Here is a 17,328-nt window from a genome sequence, read left to right on the forward strand (position 1 = left end):
ACGCCGCCGCCCGCCATCGAGCAGAGTTTTACACCTAATTGGGGATAAAACAGATGAAAGCGAAGGAATCTTACGTTTTGGATGTAACTGGACCAGTCGGGACAGCGATCCTGCAGGCACCGACGATCCTTTCCTTTGAGGCGGCAGTCAAAGGGCGTGCAGCACACGCCGGATTCGAGCCGGAGAAAGGCATCCACGCGATTCAGACGGCGGCCCGCGCGATTGCCGCATTGAAGCTGGGGCACGTGGATGAGGAAACAACCCTGAATGTGGGCTTGATTTCGGGCGGTTCGGTTGTGAATGCCGTTCCGGAACTCTGCACCTGCCGGGGCGAGATCCGCAGCTACAGCCATGAAAAGGCAATGGAGACCCTGGAAGATGTCCGCCATGTCTTTGAAACCGCCGTCAAAGAGGCGGGGGCAGAGCTTTCTTTCACACACCGCCTCCATGTTAAAGCCTTCCATCTGGAACCGGACGCGCCGGTGGCAGTTCATTTTGCCGAGGTCTGCCGCACCCTGGGAATCGAGCCGAAATTCGGCAGCACCTTCGGCGGCAGCGACGGAAACACGATGATGCAGCACGGAATCCCATGCGCGGTGCTTTCATGCGGTATGTACGATGTTCATTCCGTGCGGGAGTATGCGAAGATAGGCGATATTGTAAATGGGGCGAGATTGATCGCGGAGTTGATTACGCAGGGGTAAGAGGCGAGTATAGAGTAAACTTCACAAGTGTTGATAAGACCGTTTGACGATATGCAGCATAAAATATAGTCGAACGGCTTTATTATTTTATTCAAATAAAAATATAGCCGTTCGAACAAAATTTCAACAAAAATACAGAGAGTTTTATCGTAATGATTTCGTAAGAAATTGTCTATATACTTCGGAGGGGAGATCTGATATTATATGAATAAGAAACTAGAAAAGCAATTTTGTAAAAATAAAAAGCGATAACAAATATTTTATGAGATTTTTTGCTTAGATAGAATCGAGAGGTGATCGATATGAAGAAAAAATTCTGGCTGACATTATACAATTTAGGCGTCTCTATTTTATTCTTATTGTCATTGTACAGTTATGCAAAAGGCATGGCAGGCTTTTCCTTATTTTTAGCGCTGGCAGTTTTTGGAGAAATTGCGGCAAGGGCTTTTATTGAATGCAAATACTTGCAGGAGAGTCCAGAGATAAAAGAGGATACGGCTTATCGAATCACGAAAGTATTGCGATTGCTTTGTGAAATTATCTTGATCATAGGAGTATGGCGGATTCGTTTTAAATAGCCACATTCTAAAAATAATGCTTATGATATATTCCATATTCAATGAAAGAGGAGGCATCCGTCCATCAACCTCGGTTGCTTCCTCTTTCTCTATCTATTTCAATCAAAATCTATTTCATCATATCGCGTAAAACCGTCAATATTTCCATCGCCGCTGCTTCCTTACTCATCTGCTCCAGATGGCGGGTCTGCTGCTTATCGATCAGCGTGATGACGTTTGTATCGGTTCCGAATCCGGCGCCGGCTACCTTTAAGTTGTTGGCAGCGATCAGATCCAGATTTTTGCGTTCCAGCTTGCCGCGGGCGCGTTCCTCGAGCTGGGAGGTCTCCATCGCGAAGCCGCAGAGCAGCTGTCCCGGACGTTTGTGTGCGCCGAGGTAGCTTAAAGTGTCCTCAGTGCGCTCCAGCGCCAGGCTCAGATCGCCGTCGGATTTCTTGACCTTTTCATCAGAAACGACTGCCGGACGGTAGTCAGCGACGGCTGCCGCCTTGATGATAATGTCCTGTTCCTCACTCCGGGAGGTGACTGCTTCAAAGAGGTCGTGTGCGCTTTTGATGTGGACAGTATTGACAAATGGAGGCGGAGTCAGTGAAGTTTCGCCGGTGACGAGTGTCACGTCGGCACCGCGCAGCATCGCCATCCGTGCCAGCGCATAGCCCATTTTTCCGGTCGAATGGTTCGTGAGGTAGCGCACCGGATCGACCGCTTCCTGGGTCGGACCGGCGGTCACAAGGATCTTCTTTCCAGCGAGATCCTTCGGGTAGGCGATCGCGCGGAGAATATATTCCAGGATCAGCCCCTCATCCGGGAATTTGCCCTTTCCGGAATCGCCGCAGGCGAGCAGACCGCTTGCTGGTTCGATGATGGTAAAGCCGTAATGTTCTAACAGGCGGAGATTATCTTGGGTAATAGGATTCTCATACATCCGTGTGTTCATCGCCGGAGCAATGATGCGCGGGCACTGGCAGGCTAAGAGCGTGGTCGTCAGCATATCATCGGCAAGTCCGTGTGCCAGTTTGGCGCAGACATTGGCAGTCGCCGGGGCGATGATCGCCAGATCCGCTTTTTTCGCCAGCTCGATGTGTTCCACTTCAAATTTAAAATTCCGGTCAAAGGTGTCCGTCAGGCATTTATTGACGGTCAGGGTCTCAAAGGTAAGCGGTGTGATAAATTCCATCGCATTTTTAGTCATAATCACGTGTACATCCGCGTGCTGTTTCTTTAAAAGGCTGGCAAGGTTCGCCGCCTTGTATGCGGCGATTCCGCCGGTTACTCCCAAAATAATCGTTTTTCCAGTTAACATGATATATATCCTTTCGGTTTGTACTCTGGTTTTCTGGGTCATTTTCGAACAGCATAGCATCTGGAGGAAAAATTGTAAACCCTTTTTGGCTTCCGTTCTCTGCCAGATTCTTTGGTAAGCGCATATAACAGGAGAGGAAAGAAACATGTATTTTGTGAAAAGACAATAAAAAACAGTACATATTCTGGTAGAATTGTTGGTTGTATGTTGAAAAGTGATGTGATATAGTGTGGAAGTGTCTGCTGACTGGCCTGGTTTTCACTGGATGTGAACAGGGACAGGCGGCAGCAGTTGTATTGTATCCCATAGAAAACAGGCACTGAACGTGCTGGCAGCAAATCCGCGGAAAGCGGCAGAAGAAACTTCTGCCGGAATGTGCGTATCTGCATACGGATCTGTATCTGAGATGGAGAATCATACCGGAAGAGACGGGGAATTAAAATGCCCTGGCTCGCAGCTTTTCTGGATGGTATCGCCGGAAAGAACGGAATTTGTAAGGATTTTATGCACATGATATTGGCGCAGGTGAGCGGCAGTCTGGTGAACAAAAGGTGCAGCAGGTTTTCAAATCGGGAATAATAACAAGGAGGAAAATTTCATGAACACAACAAACAACACATCTAAACTTGTCATCTTAGGTCTTATGACCGGCATTCTTCTGCTGATGGCGTACACTCCCCTCGGATATCTGAATATTGGACCGCTGGCGATTACATTTAATGTGATTCCGGTTGCGATTGCGGCGATCACGCTGGGACCGGCAGGCGGCGCAGCGATCGGTGCAGTTTTTGGCATGACCAGCTTTTTACAGTGCATCGGCATCGGCGGCAGCAGTGCGATGGGCGCGATGCTTTTCAGCATTAACCCGTTTTTGGCATTTGTACAGAGATTCGTTCCACGTATGCTGGACGGTCTTCTGTTAGGCTACATTTTCCAGTTTGTACGCCGCAGAACCGATGCGTACATGGCAAGTCTGGTAACCGGATTCTGTTCCGCGTTTTTAAATACAGTTTTCTTTATGACGGCTTTAGTCGTTCTGTTTGGCAATACCGAATATATGCAGGGGCTGATCGGCGGAAAAAATATCATCCTGTTCGTATGCGGTTTCGTAGGAATCAATGCAGTATGCGAGATGGTATCGTCCACAATCATCACCGGTGCAGTCGGCGCAGCGCTTTACCGGGCAAAATTTGTACCGGCTCTGGAAAAAAGCAGGGGGTAAGACAGTATGATTTTGGCATTGGATATCGGAAATACGAATGTGGTTCTCGGTTGTATTGCGGATGGGGAAATTCTCTTTACCGAGCGGATGGCGACAGACAGCGGGAAAACAGAGCTTGACTATGCGATTTCCCTGAAAATGGTGCTGGAGCTGCGGGAAATCAAGGTAAGTGAGATCACCGGCGCGATCATCGGTTCGGTAGTGCCGCCGGTTACATCCCTGATGCGGGAGGCGATCCGCAAGGTGACGGGGCAGGAAGCTCTGGTCGTCAATGTGGATATGAATATCGGTCTGGAAGTGCTGATGGACAATCCGTCCTCCGTCGGTACCGATCTGATCGTCGGTGCCGTCGCGGGAATCAACCGGTATCCGGTGCCGCTCATTCTGATCGATATGGGAACGGCAACCACCATTTGTGTGGTGAATGAGAACAAGCAGTACATCGGCGGCATGATTCTGCCGGGAATAGGTGTATCGATGAATTCCCTGACCAGCCGGACCGCCCAGCTTCCGCGCATCAGCCTTGACCCGCCAAAGCGCCTGATCGGCAAGAATACGGTTGAATGTATGCAGAGCGGCGCTCTCTATGGCAATGCGTCCTGCATCGACGGCATGGTAGATCGGATTGAAGAGGAACTCGGCCAGAAAGCCACCGTTGTAGCCACCGGCGGTCTTGCCAGAAAAATCATTCCGCTGTGCCGGCATCAGATAGAATTAGATGATGAATTGTTATTGCGGGGGTTGTGGATTATCTATAAGAAGAATAAATAAGATAAAAGCGGCTGGAAAAAATCAAGCCGCTTTTAAAATGCAATTAAAAAAGATGCAGAAGCACAAATATAGTGCGAGTGATTAATTTCTGTGTTATACTGATACAGCTACCGCCCCTAGACAGGTGCGGAAAGGGGGTGTACTGTGTGGGAGGAATACTGTCATTCGTGCTCTCTGTGATAGCCAGCATTGTGGCTTACTATATTTGTAAGTGGCTGGATGGAGATGAGTAGGTAGCAAAGGTTTAAGCCTCCTTTTCAAAAAAGGCGAGCCCCCGGTGTCAGCACACACCGGGGGCTTTTTGTGTACTCTGTGAGTACTGTCATTCGTTTGCCTATTGGCATTATAGCATATGGAAAAATTGATTTCAATATGCATATAATATAATTTTAATAGGTAATCTCCCGTCCTTCTTTTCTCCACTCCCTAAACTGTGCCGCTGCGGAAAGCAGAAGATCACAGGAAGAGTTGAGTGCTGTCTCGACGGAATCCTGCACCACGCCGATGATAAATCCGACACCGATGACCTGCATGGCGATATCGCTTGAGATGCCAAACAGAGAGCAGGCAAGCGGAATTAAGAGCAGGGAACCACCGGCAACACCGGATGCGCCGCAGGCGGAAAGTGCCGACAGGACGCTTAAAATGATGGCGGTCGGAATATCCACCGGAATTCCCAGCGTATTGGCTGCCGCCAGCGTCATGACGGTGATGGTAACAGCCGCACCGTTCATATTGATGGTCGCACCGAGCGGGATGGTAACGGAGTAGGTATTTTTGTCCAGTCCCATTTCCTCGCAGACTTCCATGTTGATCGGGATATTTGCCGCTGAGCTCCGGGTAAAGAAGGCGGTGACCGCGCTTCGTTTCAGACACTTGAAAATCAGCGGGAACGGGTTTTGGCGGATGCACCAGTATACGAGGATCGGGTTGGTTACGAAGTAGATAAACAGCATCGAGCCAACCAGCACAGCGAGAAGCCGTCCATATTCGGTAAATACCTGTAAACCGTTGGTGGATACAGTGTCAAACACAAGTCCGAGAATACCGAACGGGGCAAAGTTGATGATCCAGGTAACAACCTTGGACAGTGCCGCTGCAAAATTGTCCATAATTTCTTTCGTGCGTTCGCTGGCACCGCGCATCGCCACGCCGAAGAGAACCGCCCACGCCAGGATACCGATGTAGTTTGCCTCTGCGATGGAGGTGATCGGATTTCTTACGACATTTAATAAAAGTGTCTGCATAACTTCTGCGATTCCCTGCGGGGCAGAGGTTTCTTCTGCAGCCTGTGCAAGTGTCAGGGTGATCGGGAACAGTTTACTTGCGACGACCGCGATCACAGAGCCGAGCAGTGTGTTGAACAGGTAAAGGCAGACAACGGTGCGGATGATGCCGCCGTGGCTCTGCTTTGCCTGACAGAGGGAACTGATAACAAGGAAAAATACGAGCAGGGGCGCGATGCCCTTTAATGCGTTGACAAATAGATTTCCAAGGATTGAGAGTCCGACTGCCTGAGGAATCATCATTCCCAGGACAGCGCCGAGAATCATGCCGCCCAGAATTCGTTTAGGCAGGCTGATGGCTGTCCAGCGTTCATAGAGTGCTTTCATAAAATACATACTTCCTTTGTGATGATGAAATGGGGTTGACGAGTGTCGGGGAGCTGAGTCAAATGTGCAAATGCAATATCTCCCGAATGATTCAACTGTCTGTGCAGCATCCGGCACAAAATCATGTAGATTCTATTATACAGGAGATAGAAAGAAAGGGAAAGTGCTTTTTTATGGCAGAGTGATAGAGAAATAGAGAAAAAATTTTTGCCCGTGTTCCGTGTGGCCAGTGGCAGAACTTGCAGTGGCGATAAGCGAAAAGAAAACTTGTATTTCTATCTGCTCTATGTTATACTCATACCCGTTGCAAAGCCCATAAAAACAAGGTCTTACAGGGCTGCCGCCGATTCCCGGCGTAAAATGAATCGAGTGTTCGTGACCTTCCACTCGTAAAACAAAACTAAAGGAGAATTGAATATGAAAGAAAACAACCTGAAAAACACGTATTTTCTGGCGTATGGCGCGGTGATCGCGGCCATCTACGTAGCGCTGACGATGGCATTCCAGCCGATCAGCTTCGGACCGGTGCAGTTCCGTATTTCGGAAGCACTCTGCATCCTGCCGTTCTTTACCCCGGCAGCGATCCCGGGACTCTTTGTCGGATGCTTTTTATCTAACCTGTTCTGCGGCGCAGCCGGACTGGATATCGTATTCGGAAGCCTGGCAACCCTGATCGGGGCAGTCGGCTCCTATGCGCTCCGCAAGAGTAAGGTTTTAGTATGTGTACCGCCGATTCTGGCCAACACGATCATTGTACCGTGGGTGCTCCGGTTTGCATACGGCTCTGAGGATCTGATTCCGTTCATGATGCTGACCGTCGGGATCGGCGAGGTGCTGGCAATCGGTGTGCTGGGAAGCATTCTTCTGGCGGCGTTAAACCGTTATAAAACCATGCTGTTCGGCAAGTGTCTGGCAACGGGACGCTAAGAAAAAGACATAACTTAAATGATATAAAAGATGCATGTTACAGACGGATCGCAGTGCGATGGCTGGCGTGTATCTTTTATTTTTTTTTGCCTTATATTGACAATTTCATGTAAAAGAAGTTAAATTAAAAGGACGTGAAAACACAATGCCTCGCGGTTCCATATCGTTTTTCTATGGCGTCTGCGAAAACAAAAACCGCCTGCGGCGGGGAAGGAATGCACAAATATGAGTGAGAATGTATATCAGATTGATTTTAATAAACCAGAATCCGTCCATTTCATCGGAATCGGCGGTATCAGCATGAGTGGACTGGCAGAGATTTTGATGGACGAGGGATTCACTGTGTCCGGCTCGGACGCACACCGTTCGGAGCTGACCGATAACCTGGAGGCGCGCGGCGCGAAGGTATATATCGGACAGAAAGCGGAGAATATCCAGGATGGCATCGATGTGGTAGTCTACACGGCGGCGATTCACCCGGATAACCCGGAATTTCAGGAAGTAAAACGGCGCGGCATCCCGATGCTGACCCGTGCGGAACTCTTGGGCGAGATGATGCGGAACTATAAAAATGCGATCGCGATTGCCGGAACACACGGCAAAACGACAACCACTTCGATGGTGACGGAGATTTTCTTGCAGGCGAAAAATGACCCGACGATCTCGGTCGGCGGCATCCTTCCGGCGATCGGCGGTAACATCCGCGTCGGCGGACCGGAATTTTTCGTGACGGAGGCGTGTGAGTATACCAACAGCTTCCTATCCTTCTACCCGACGATGGCGGTCATCCTTAATATAGAAGAAGACCATCTCGATTTCTTCAAGGATCTGGCGGATATCCGCCGCTCCTTCAAGCTGTTTGCCGAGCGCGTACCGGCTCAGGGCGCGGTTGTTATCAACGGCGATATCGAGAACTATCAGGAGATCATAGAAGCGGTAAAAGGCAAGGTCATTACTTTCGGTCACAGCCGCGGCAACGATTACAGCGCTGGTGATATCCAGTATGACGCTTACGCGCATCCGTCCTTCGACCTTTATATCGGCGGCGAGAAGAAAGAGCGCCTGACGCTCGGTGTGGCAGGTGAGCACAATGTATATAATGCGCTGGCAGCTATTGCAGTTTCCCTGGAAAATGGCATCTCCATGGACGCCATCCGCGTGGGACTGGCACATTTTACCGGAACCAACCGCCGGTTCGAAAAGAAGGGTGAGGTAAATGGATTTACCATCATCGACGACTATGCGCATCATCCGCATGAGATCGAGGCTACCTTAAAGACGGCGCAGAACTATCCACACAAGACACTCTGGTGCATTTTCCAGCCGCACACCTACACGCGGACGAAGGCATTTCTGCCGCAGTTTGCCGAGGCGCTCTCACTGGCAGATAAAGTCATTCTGGCGGATATCTACGCGGCGCGCGAGACGGACACGCTCGGCATCAGCTCAGAGGATATCGTGAAACTTCTAAAAGAAAAAGGAAAAGAAGCATGGTATCTGCCGACGTTCGATGAAATAGAAAAATTTGTCATGGAACATTGTACACAGGGCGACCTGTTGATAACCATGGGCGCCGGAGACGTTGTAAATGTAGGGGAAAACCTCCTTGCGAAATAGATGCGCTCTGAGTGTACATATAGTTATCCACATTATCCACATAGTTTTCAACATATTATGTAAAGGAACTATGTGGATTTTTTGCGCCTAAATGTGAAAATGGTGAAATGCCGAAAATGTTGATAAAATAAGGATTTTGTCGGGGGCAGGGTTGTTTTTTGAGGATTCTTGAAGGCTTTTTCCACATTATCCACATTATCCACAATCAAAATAGTGGAAAAATCGGTCTAAAAGTGTCGGTCGCGAACCATAATTAGGAGTATTTCTTTTTAAAAAAAGGTATGTTATGATAGGAACAGACGCAGTGAGCCTGTGATAAATGGATGAAAACTGTCTTGTCCGGAGCAAAATTGTGGAAAAGTCCGGAAACAAAATCAAAACGGTGGAAAAGTAAGAAAACAGGAAGATTTGGATGGAACAAATAGAGAATATTTCAAAATAAAAGTAAAATACAGCAGTTTGAATGCTTCACACAGCCGCAGGCTGCTGATAGATAAATGGTAACAGGAAATGTGAGGACACAGAATGGCTAAGAGGGAAGTTAGAAGATGGGAATAGGACTCAAAAACCGGCTGGCGGTGGGCGCGACGCCGGTTCCGGACGTATTTATTGATACATATATGGCGGGAGCCAGTGGAGAATATGTGAAGGTATATCTGTACCTGCTCCGCCACCAGCAGGAGGAAGTCTCGATCGGACAGATCGCGGACGCGCTCAACCACACGGAGGCGGACGTGCAGCGCGCGCTGGCATACTGGCAGAGAGCCGGGGTGCTGGGAACGGAAGTCGGTGAAGAGGCACAGCGATCGTTTCAGGAGACGCCGGGACAGCAAATTTCGCCGGTTTCCGCTTCAACGGAATCCCTGGCAGGCGCTGGTTCCTTTGCGCCATCTACAAAAACTGCCGCGCGGGAAGCCGCAGCCTGCGATATGTCACGCCTGACCTCGGATGAGTCGTTTAAGCAGCTCATTTATATTGCCCAGCAGTATTTAAACAAGCTGCTCACACCGACGGACTGCCAGATTCTTGGAAATCTCTATTCGAATCTGGGATTTTCCGGGGAATTGCTGGAATACCTGATTGAGTACTGCGTGCAGAACCATCACACCAGCCTGCGCTATATGGAAAAGGTGGCGCTCGGCTGGCATAAGCGCGGCATCAAGGATGTGGAACAGGCGAAAGCGAGCGGCAGGGGCTACACGAAGGGTTCATTCGCGGTTATGCGGGCGATGGGGCTTTCGGACCGGAGCCCGGCGGAGGTCGAGAGTGAATTTATCGAAAAATGGTTCTGGGAGTACGGTTTCACGCGCGAGCTGATCGTCGAGGCGTGCAGCCGCACGATCCGGCAGATACATAAACCGTCGTTTGACTATGCAGACAAGATCCTGCGGGATTGGAAAAATGCCGGGGTCAAGAGCTTCCGGGATGTGTCAGAGCTAGATAAAAAACGGAAGGAAGAAGGCGGGGCGAAGCGCCGGCAGGCGTCTGCAGGCAGCAGCCGTTCTTCCAACCGGTTCCACAATCTGGAGGAACACGGATATGATTACGACGAGATGGTATGGAGCATGATAAACGGAGCGCAGAAGACAGGAGGGGACGATGGCACTCAGTAATTCGCAGTATGAATCGATCATGCGTGTTTATAACCGGACACAGCTTCAGAAGAAACATGAGCTGGACGCGCGGGTTGATGAGGTCTATGAGAAAATACCGGCGGTCCGGGAGATGAACGACGCGATCGCCGCCGCGGCGGTCAAGAGCGCGAAAGAGCTTCTGGCGGGCGATGCGGACGCGGTGAAACGTCTGCGAGGGACAATCGCAGACCTGAAAGAGCAGCGCCAGGTGCTGATGAGCGCCTACGGCTATCCGGCGGACTATCTGGAGATGCAGTATAATTGTCCGAACTGTAAGGATACCGGGTACAAAGACGGCAAAAAATGCCACTGTTTCCGTCAGCGGGAGATCGATCTGTTATACGCCCAGTCGAATATCCGGGAAGTGCTGGAGCGGGAAAATTTTTCTCATTTTTCCTATGATTATTTTGATGACACGAAGATCGATCCGCGTAGCGGCAAGACTGCCCGCGCGTATATGGAGCAAGTGACGGCGTTCTGCCACCGCTATGTGGACGGATTTAAAGAAGAAAAGGGAAATATCTTATTTACCGGAAAAACGGGGCTTGGAAAGACGTTTTTAAGCAACTGCATCGCGAAAGAGCTGATTGAGCGCTGTTTCAGCGTCGTGTATCTCCCAGCGGTGGAGATGTATGAGATATTTTCAAGGGACCGCTTCGCAAATGATGCGACCGATGAGGATCGCGACCGCTCCCAGTATTTATTAGAGTGCGATCTGCTGATCATCGACGATCTGGGGACGGAACTGGTGAATACGTTTACGACTTCCCAGCTCTTCTATGTGGTCAACGAGCGCTTAAACCGGAAGAAAGGCACGATCATTTCCACCAATCTGCCGGTCAATGAGATGCGCGACGAGTTTACCGACCGCGTCATGTCACGGATCGTAAGCCAGTATCAGATCATTCCGCTCTACGGCGAGGATATCCGGATACGAAAAAAGCTGGAAAACCGGTAATGGGTTGACTTATAAGGGACATAATGATATAAAAGAGACGTTAGAATGCGCTAACATATGCAAAAAAAGCGAATTAACAGAGAGTAAACAGGCTGGAGGAAAATGGAAAATGCTGTACGAAGAGAAAATCATTGAGACGATACCGGTAGGTCCGCTGGGACTGATTCCATTAAAGGGATGTGAGGAACTGGTAGGCAAGGTAGACAAATATCTGGTGGACTGGAGAAATGAGCGCGAGAGCGAGCACAAGACGTCGATCGCATTTTCAGGTTATCAGAGAGACTCCTACATCATCGGGGCAAACACACCGAGATTTGGTTCCGGCGAGGCAAAGGGCGAGATCAAGGCGTCGGTGCGCGGCGATGATCTGTATCTGATCGTGGATGTCTGCAACTACAGCCAGACATATTCTCTGTGCGGCATGGTAAATCATATGTCCCCGGATGATCATTATCAGGATCTGAAACGTGTCATTGCGGCAGCAGGCGGAAAGGCACGCCGTATCAACGTAATCATGCCGTTCCTGTATGAGAGCCGCCAGCATAAGCGCTCCGGCCGTGAGTCCTTAGACTGCGCGCTGGCACTGGAAGAGCTGGTAGATATGGGCGTTGAGAATATCATTACCTTTGACGCACACGATCCGCGTGTCCAGAACGCGATTCCGCTCAAGGGTTTTGAGACCGTTCAGCCGATTTACCAGTTTATCAAATATCTGCTGAAAAATGAGAAAGAGCTGGAGATCGACAGCGATCACATGATGGTCATCAGCCCGGATGAGGGCGGTATGTCCCGCGCTGTCTTCTTCTCCAACGTGCTGGGACTCGACATGGGTATGTTCTACAAACGCCGCGATTACACCAGGATCGTCAACGGACGCAACCCGATCGTTGCTCATGAGTTCTTGGGATCCAGCGTAGAGGGCAAGGATGTCCTGATCATCGATGATATGATCTCCTCTGGCGAGAGCATGTTAGATGTAGCGAAGGAATTAAAGAGCCGCAAGGCGAGAAAGGTATTCGTATGTGCGACCTTCGGTCTGTTTACCAACGGACTGCAGAAGTTTGACGAGTACTATGAGAACGGTCTGATCGACCGCGTCCTGACCACCAACCTGGTATACCAGACACCGGAGCTTCTCTCCAGACCGTACTATATCAGCGTCGATATGAGCAAATACATCGCGCTCATCATCGATAACCTGAACCACGATGCCTCCTTAAGCGAGCTGTTAAATCCGACTGGGCGTATCAATAAGCTGCTGGCGAAGTATCGGGCGGGAATACGGGACTAAAAATAGACCTTTAAAATAGAAACAAAAAGAACGTCATTTCCGGACCAATACATGTCAGAAAATGGCGTTCTTTTTAATGTCATAGGAAACAGGCAATGTCACGGTTATGTATGAAAAGAGTCTTACAACCGCACTTCATGTACCGCAGCTCCTTCTTCCTTCAGCACCCGCATCTCCCTCTCATGACAAGTAAATACAAGAATCTGCCCGGAATAGGCACTTGGCAGCCATTTGAGGACGGTTCTCAGGCGCTCGTCGTCGTAGAGGACGAAGCTGTCGTCAAAGATGAGCGGCAGCCGGTCTGCATCGCCCTGGATAAAGTGGGCGGCGGCGAGGCGCAGCGCCAGATAGATCTGGTCGGCGGTGCCGCTGCTGACCTGTTCAAGCGGGATCAGCTTCCGGCGGGTGTTTAAAAACGCATTCAGGTTCTCATCGATGCTGATGCTGGAATAAATTCCGCCGGTAATTCCGGCGATCAGGTCGGACGCAGTCTTATTTAAGTACAGGCCGAAAGAATCCCGGATGGTGGTGGAAAGCTCTTTTAAGGTATCAAGCGCCAGATCCACGGAGGCGATCTCCTGATGGATGCGCTCATTTTCATTTAAAATGTGTTTGAGCGCCGCTGCCCGGTCTTTGCAGGCGGATAGGTGCTCCAGCTTTTTTTCTAACTCCCACTGGACGCGCTGCTGTTCCTCGATGACAAGGCTGCAGTCATTCTGCTTTGCCATCAGCGCCGAGATCTGTTCGGAACGTTTTACCAGTGAATCCTCCGAGTTTGTAACGGCGTGGCAGAGCGTGATGAAGCGGTCCAGCCGCTGGGACAAAAGCTTCATGGATTCATCCGAAATCTCGGATTCGCCCAGGTGGCGGCGCAAAATCTCCGATAAAACAGAGGCACTTTTCTCCGCCTCCTGCCTGCGGCGGCTCCGGTGCCGTGTGACGCAGATTCCCAGCATGAGAAGCACAAGAGCGGCGCCTCCAAAGATGAGGGCGGTGGGACCAGCTCCCAGCCATGGGGACGGAAGCGGGAAGAATGCCAGATATCCGCAGTATGCCGCGCAGATAGCGCAAATTGCTGCTGCGACAAAGAAAAACACCTGGAAAAACCGGGATCCCTTGCTGGAGGAAGACGCCTGTGCATGCTGATAGTCCTGGTAGAGTGTTTCAGCCTGACTGCGGTATGCCTCGATGGACGCCTCGTCCGTAAAGGAAAACTCATTCAGTACCTGACGGCTCTTCTGCAGCCGGTCGGATAAATCTTCTTTTTCTATTTTCTGATGTTCCAGTTCATTTCGGACCGAGTCACGTAGTTTTGAGTATTCCTGTAACTGATTCTCATATTTTGGCGAAGAAAGCTCGCGTTCCAGCGCGCGGATCTCGCTAAGAAGGGAGGTATAGTTGACCGAAGCCTCCGGGCTTAATTGGGATTCAAATTGTTTGCGCTGATTTTTCAGATAGGCGGTCGCCTTAGTGATATTGAGCGCCATATTGCCAGAGGTATTCATGTTGGCAATATAGTTTTTCAGTTCTGAAACCATGCCTTCATCGGTCGCACTCTTTAACTGGCTGATGCTGATGGTGTTGTTGTACATGGTTTCACTCATGCCGCCCAAGATTTCCTGCAAAACGGCGCGACCGTCCGGTTCCTCGCGTCCGGTCGTCTCGTTGATGACGGTAAATTCCTTCTTATTTTTCTGGAACGAGCGCTCGATCCGGTAAATGGTGCCGTCGTCGGATTCAAGCCGGAGCTGCCCCTCGTAGGTGCCGCTGTTTTCCCACGGCTCATATTTGCTGTAGATGTCGTTTCTGGCGGCGCGCCCCCTCTGACGCTCGATGCCGAAGAGCATGCCGCGGATAAAGGTGTGGATCGTGGATTTGCCAGCTTCATTTTTACCGTAAATGACGTTTAACCCGTCCTCAAAGGAGACGGCTGTGTCATGAAATTTTCCAAACCCACTGATATAAAGATCAAGAAAACGCATGGAAGCTAACTCCTTTCATCGGTAGTGAGAAGCAGGGCGTGGATGCCGTAAAACAGCGCCTTTTTCTCCACCGGACTCATGTCCGGTTTTTTCAGTGCCTGGATGTAAAAGCCGATCATATCGCTTGGATGCTCGGCAAACAGGGCGGAAAAATCGTATTGCGGTTCCGTCTCATCGATGATATCCGCGATGCGGAAACGCAGCTTTAAGGCGTCCAGATCGAAGGAAATATCGGGATCGCGCATGCCCTGCACCTTGAAGCGGAAAATATTGTCATTGCCGCGCTGTTCGATCTCATGGGCGATTTTTAAGTACAGCTCCGTGTTGGTCGTATCCGGCGTGACGCGGACGATGAGCGGGATGTAGCGGAGCTTCGCCATCGGAATAAAGTCCAGTGTCGTTACCTGACAGCTTTCCGGGTCGATCTCGCCGTAAAGGATGCCGTGCCTGCCGGTCTCGGTCTTATCAAGCGGCTCCGGGGAACCGCAGTATGCCATCTTTTTGTCCAGTAGGATCTCTGGCCTGTGGATGTGCCCCAGTGCGATATACGAAAATCCGGAGGAAGCCAGCGCCGCCCGGTCAATCGGGACGTGGTTCGCGTCGCCGCCGTGCCCCAGCAGAATGTGGATTTTTCCATCCTCCGGCGCTTCAAGAGTATCGAGGCGCGGCTCCGGGATCTCCGCAGTATAGTAAGAAAAGCCGGTCACCTCGGTGTTGATATCCTCAAAATAGACGGATGAGACATCCTCACTTTCCAGAAACGTCACGTTGGAAGCCCAGGAAAAGCTTAAAACAGCGGAATTTTTGCGGATCCGGTCGTGATTGCCTGCGATGATGATAACCTGTGTCTGCGGGATCGTGGAAAACAGGTAATTGACCTCTTTCAGGTCGCGCAGCAGCGGCTGGCGGTGGAACAGATCCCCCGCGATGAACAGGCAGTCCACGCGCAGTTCCTTTGCCTTGGCGATGATGGCGGTAAACGTATCGCGGATATCGCGGCTGCGCTCCCGGCTCCACGGCTTGTCGCTGTCCGGGGACATGCCCCAGTGGATATCGCCGGTATGGATAAATTTCACATTCTCTCCCCCTTTCAGGAGTCTGTCACTCCGTATGTACATATTGAAATAATAATAGAAAAGGGACTGCTGCAAATAGCAGAAAGCGGATTCCAGTATTTGCGACAGCCCCATAGTTGCTTATTGTTTACAGTTCACAGTTGTTTACGGTTCTCGGGAACGGGATGACATCACGGATGTTGGAAACGCCGGTTAAGTACATCACGCAGCGCTCGAATCCAAGACCAAATCCGGAGTGTCTTGCGGAACCGTATTTACGCAGATCCAGATAGAAATCGTAGTCCTCCTTTTTGAGTCCAAGCTCGTCCATACGCGCCTCTAACTTCTCTAAGCTGTCCTCACGCTGGCTGCCGCCGATGATCTCGCCGATGCCCGGTACGAGACAGTCCATCGCTGCAACGGTCTTGCCGTCCTCGTTCATCTTCATGTAGAATGCCTTGATCTCCTTCGGATAATCGGTAACGAAGACCGGTTTCTGGAAGATCTTCTCGGTTAAGTAGCGCTCATGCTCGGTCTGTAAGTCACAGCCCCAGAATACCTTGTAGTCGAATTCGTCGTTGTGCTCTTCGAGGATGCGGACAGCCTCGGTGTAGGTTACATGACCGAACTCGGAATTTAATACGTGGTTTAAGCGGTCAAGGAGTCCCTTGTCGATGAACTGGTTGAAGAAATTCATCTCTTCCGGTGCGTGCTCTAAGACGTAGCGGATGACATATTTTAACATATCCTCGGCAACTTCCATGTTGTCGTTCAGATCCGCAAATGCCATCTCCGGCTCGATCATCCAGAACTCAGCTGCATGACGGGTCGTGTTGGAGTTCTCTGCGCGGAAGGTCGGTCCGAAGGTGTAGATATTGCGGAATGCCATCGCGTAGGTCTCGCCGTTTAACTGACCGCTGACAGTTAAGTTAGTTGGTTTTCCGAAGAAATCCTGGGAGTAGTCAACCGTGCCGTCGTCCTTTTTCGGAACATTGTTCAGATCCATCGTGGTAACCTGGAACATCTCACCGGCGCCCTCGCAGTCACTTGCGGTAATCAGTGGAGTGTGGACATACACGAAATCGCGCTCCTGGAAATACTGATGGATCGCGTAAGCTGCCAGGGAACGTACACGGAACACAGCCTGGAAGGTGTTGGTTCTCGGACGCAGGTGGGAGATGGTACGCAGATATTCAAGGCTGTGGCGTTTTTTCTGAAGCGGATAATCCGAAGCGGACGGTCCCTCAACGGCTACCTCGGTCGCCTGAATCTCGAACGGCTGCTTTGCCTCCGGGGTCGCAACCAGGGTACCTTTTACGATAATGGATGCGCCTACGTTTAACTTGGAGATCTCCGCAAAGTTCGGCATTGTATCATGGTAAACAACCTGAAGCGTCTCAAAGTAGCTGCCATCGCTCACAACGATGAAGCCAAAGTTCTTGGAACCGCGCACGCTTCGTACCCAGCCGCCGATCTGAACTTCTTTGTCCAGATACGTCTCTCTGGAACGGTAAATTTCTCTTACAGTGGTTAAATTCATCTCAGTAAACTCCTTATTTTGCAAAATAAACTTTCTCATGCGGACTGCCCTGCAGTGTGCAGACCGTGTTTAACTTTCATTATACTGTATTTTTCTTGTAGATTCAAGGGACGGAGGGAAATTTGCGGGGGGA

General features: G+C 50.4%; 14 protein-coding genes. 9 read left to right on the forward strand and 5 right to left on the reverse strand.

The features are described from left to right. Window positions 1–53 precede the first annotated feature (53 nt). Window positions 54–704, forward strand: a complete 651-nt coding sequence (locus DW720_RS13625) for a M20/M25/M40 family metallo-hydrolase (protein WP_118749756.1) — start codon at window positions 54–56, stop codon at window positions 702–704. A 302-nt stretch (window positions 705–1,006) separates the two neighbouring features. Continuing rightward, window positions 1,007–1,282, forward strand: a complete 276-nt coding sequence (locus tag DW720_RS13630; RefSeq protein WP_118524019.1) for a hypothetical protein — start codon at window positions 1,007–1,009, stop codon at window positions 1,280–1,282. 109 nt (window positions 1,283–1,391) lie between these two features. Here DW720_RS13630 and coaBC read toward each other — a convergent pair whose 3' ends face one another. Beyond that, window positions 1,392–2,585: a bifunctional phosphopantothenoylcysteine decarboxylase/phosphopantothenate--cysteine ligase CoaBC gene (coaBC, locus tag DW720_RS13635; protein ID WP_118570676.1), complete on the reverse strand. Its 1,194-nt coding sequence runs from the start codon at window positions 2,583–2,585 to the stop codon at window positions 1,392–1,394. A 598-nt stretch (window positions 2,586–3,183) separates the two neighbouring features. On the opposite strand from coaBC, the gene DW720_RS13645 reads away from it, so the two are divergent. Together DW720_RS13645 and DW720_RS13650 are read left to right on the forward strand one after the other, a co-directional pair. Then, a complete protein-coding gene (locus tag DW720_RS13645) occupies window positions 3,184–3,807 on the forward strand; it encodes an ECF transporter S component (protein ID WP_107001715.1) in 624 nt (207 codons plus the stop codon). Window positions 3,808–3,813: 6 nt separating this feature from the next. Then, the gene (locus DW720_RS13650) at window positions 3,814–4,578 is read left to right on the forward strand and encodes a type III pantothenate kinase (RefSeq protein WP_107001714.1); all 765 of its coding nucleotides are present in this window, start codon (window positions 3,814–3,816) and stop codon (window positions 4,576–4,578) included. Window positions 4,579–4,967: 389 nt separating this feature from the next. Here the strand turns inward: DW720_RS13650 and sstT are convergent, their stop codons facing one another. After that, window positions 4,968–6,191, reverse strand: a complete 1,224-nt coding sequence (gene sstT / locus DW720_RS13655) for a serine/threonine transporter SstT (protein WP_118743118.1) — start codon at window positions 6,189–6,191, stop codon at window positions 4,968–4,970. 417 nt (window positions 6,192–6,608) lie between these two features. Between sstT and DW720_RS13660 the strand changes: the two genes are divergently transcribed. From DW720_RS13660 to DW720_RS13680, 5 genes are all read left to right on the forward strand, one after another. Next, window positions 6,609–7,118, forward strand: a complete 510-nt coding sequence (locus tag DW720_RS13660) for a QueT transporter family protein (protein WP_117796647.1) — start codon at window positions 6,609–6,611, stop codon at window positions 7,116–7,118. A 225-nt stretch (window positions 7,119–7,343) separates the two neighbouring features. After that, on the forward strand, window positions 7,344–8,735 hold the full coding sequence (gene murC / locus DW720_RS13665; protein WP_107001711.1) for a UDP-N-acetylmuramate--L-alanine ligase: 1,392 nt from the start codon (window positions 7,344–7,346) through the stop codon (window positions 8,733–8,735). 548 nt (window positions 8,736–9,283) lie between these two features. Continuing rightward, the gene (locus DW720_RS13670; protein ID WP_118743119.1) at window positions 9,284–10,348 is read left to right on the forward strand and encodes a DnaD domain protein; all 1,065 of its coding nucleotides are present in this window, start codon (window positions 9,284–9,286) and stop codon (window positions 10,346–10,348) included. Continuing rightward, complete coding sequence (locus DW720_RS13675) at window positions 10,335–11,327, forward strand: ATP-binding protein (RefSeq protein ID WP_118743120.1); 993 nt, start codon at window positions 10,335–10,337, stop codon at window positions 11,325–11,327. Before DW720_RS13670 ends, DW720_RS13675 begins: the two co-directional genes overlap by 14 nt. Before the next feature lie 109 nt (window positions 11,328–11,436). Further along, complete coding sequence (locus DW720_RS13680) at window positions 11,437–12,618, forward strand: ribose-phosphate pyrophosphokinase (protein WP_022359580.1); 1,182 nt, start codon at window positions 11,437–11,439, stop codon at window positions 12,616–12,618. 122 nt (window positions 12,619–12,740) lie between these two features. On the opposite strand, the gene DW720_RS13685 is transcribed toward DW720_RS13680, so the two are convergent. From DW720_RS13685 to asnS, 3 genes are all read right to left on the reverse strand, one after another. After that, window positions 12,741–14,600, reverse strand: a complete 1,860-nt coding sequence (locus DW720_RS13685) for an AAA family ATPase (protein WP_118743121.1) — start codon at window positions 14,598–14,600, stop codon at window positions 12,741–12,743. A 5-nt stretch (window positions 14,601–14,605) separates the two neighbouring features. Then, on the reverse strand, window positions 14,606–15,676 hold the full coding sequence (locus DW720_RS13690) for a DNA repair exonuclease (RefSeq protein ID WP_118473002.1): 1,071 nt from the start codon (window positions 15,674–15,676) through the stop codon (window positions 14,606–14,608). Between the two features lie 127 nt (window positions 15,677–15,803). After that, the gene (gene asnS / locus DW720_RS13695) at window positions 15,804–17,195 is read right to left on the reverse strand and encodes an asparagine--tRNA ligase (protein ID WP_107001706.1); all 1,392 of its coding nucleotides are present in this window, start codon (window positions 17,193–17,195) and stop codon (window positions 15,804–15,806) included. Window positions 17,196–17,328: the final 133 nt, after the last annotated feature.

Source organism: Clostridium sp. AM27-28, assembly GCF_003480955.1.
Taxonomy (GTDB): domain Bacteria; phylum Bacillota; class Clostridia; order Lachnospirales; family Lachnospiraceae; genus Otoolea; species Otoolea fessa.

Coding starts and splice junctions, on each gene's coding strand:
- DW720_RS13625 (WP_118749756.1), top strand. CDS start 54: ATGAAAGCGAAGGAATCTTACGTTTTGGATGTAACTGGACCAGTCGGG.
- sstT (WP_118743118.1), bottom strand. CDS start 6,191: ATGAAAGCACTCTATGAACGCTGGACAGCCATCAGCCTGCCTAAACGA.
- DW720_RS13650 (WP_107001714.1), top strand. CDS start 3,814: ATGATTTTGGCATTGGATATCGGAAATACGAATGTGGTTCTCGGTTGT.
- asnS (WP_107001706.1), bottom strand. CDS start 17,195: ATGAATTTAACCACTGTAAGAGAAATTTACCGTTCCAGAGAGACGTAT.
- DW720_RS13645 (WP_107001715.1), top strand. CDS start 3,184: ATGAACACAACAAACAACACATCTAAACTTGTCATCTTAGGTCTTATG.
- DW720_RS13680 (WP_022359580.1), top strand. CDS start 11,437: ATGCTGTACGAAGAGAAAATCATTGAGACGATACCGGTAGGTCCGCTG.
- DW720_RS13685 (WP_118743121.1), bottom strand. CDS start 14,600: ATGCGTTTTCTTGATCTTTATATCAGTGGGTTTGGAAAATTTCATGAC.
- DW720_RS13675 (WP_118743120.1), top strand. CDS start 10,335: ATGGCACTCAGTAATTCGCAGTATGAATCGATCATGCGTGTTTATAAC.
- DW720_RS13670 (WP_118743119.1), top strand. CDS start 9,284: ATGGGAATAGGACTCAAAAACCGGCTGGCGGTGGGCGCGACGCCGGTT.
- DW720_RS13630 (WP_118524019.1), top strand. CDS start 1,007: ATGAAGAAAAAATTCTGGCTGACATTATACAATTTAGGCGTCTCTATT.
- murC (WP_107001711.1), top strand. CDS start 7,344: ATGAGTGAGAATGTATATCAGATTGATTTTAATAAACCAGAATCCGTC.
- DW720_RS13660 (WP_117796647.1), top strand. CDS start 6,609: ATGAAAGAAAACAACCTGAAAAACACGTATTTTCTGGCGTATGGCGCG.
- coaBC (WP_118570676.1), bottom strand. CDS start 2,585: ATGTTAACTGGAAAAACGATTATTTTGGGAGTAACCGGCGGAATCGCC.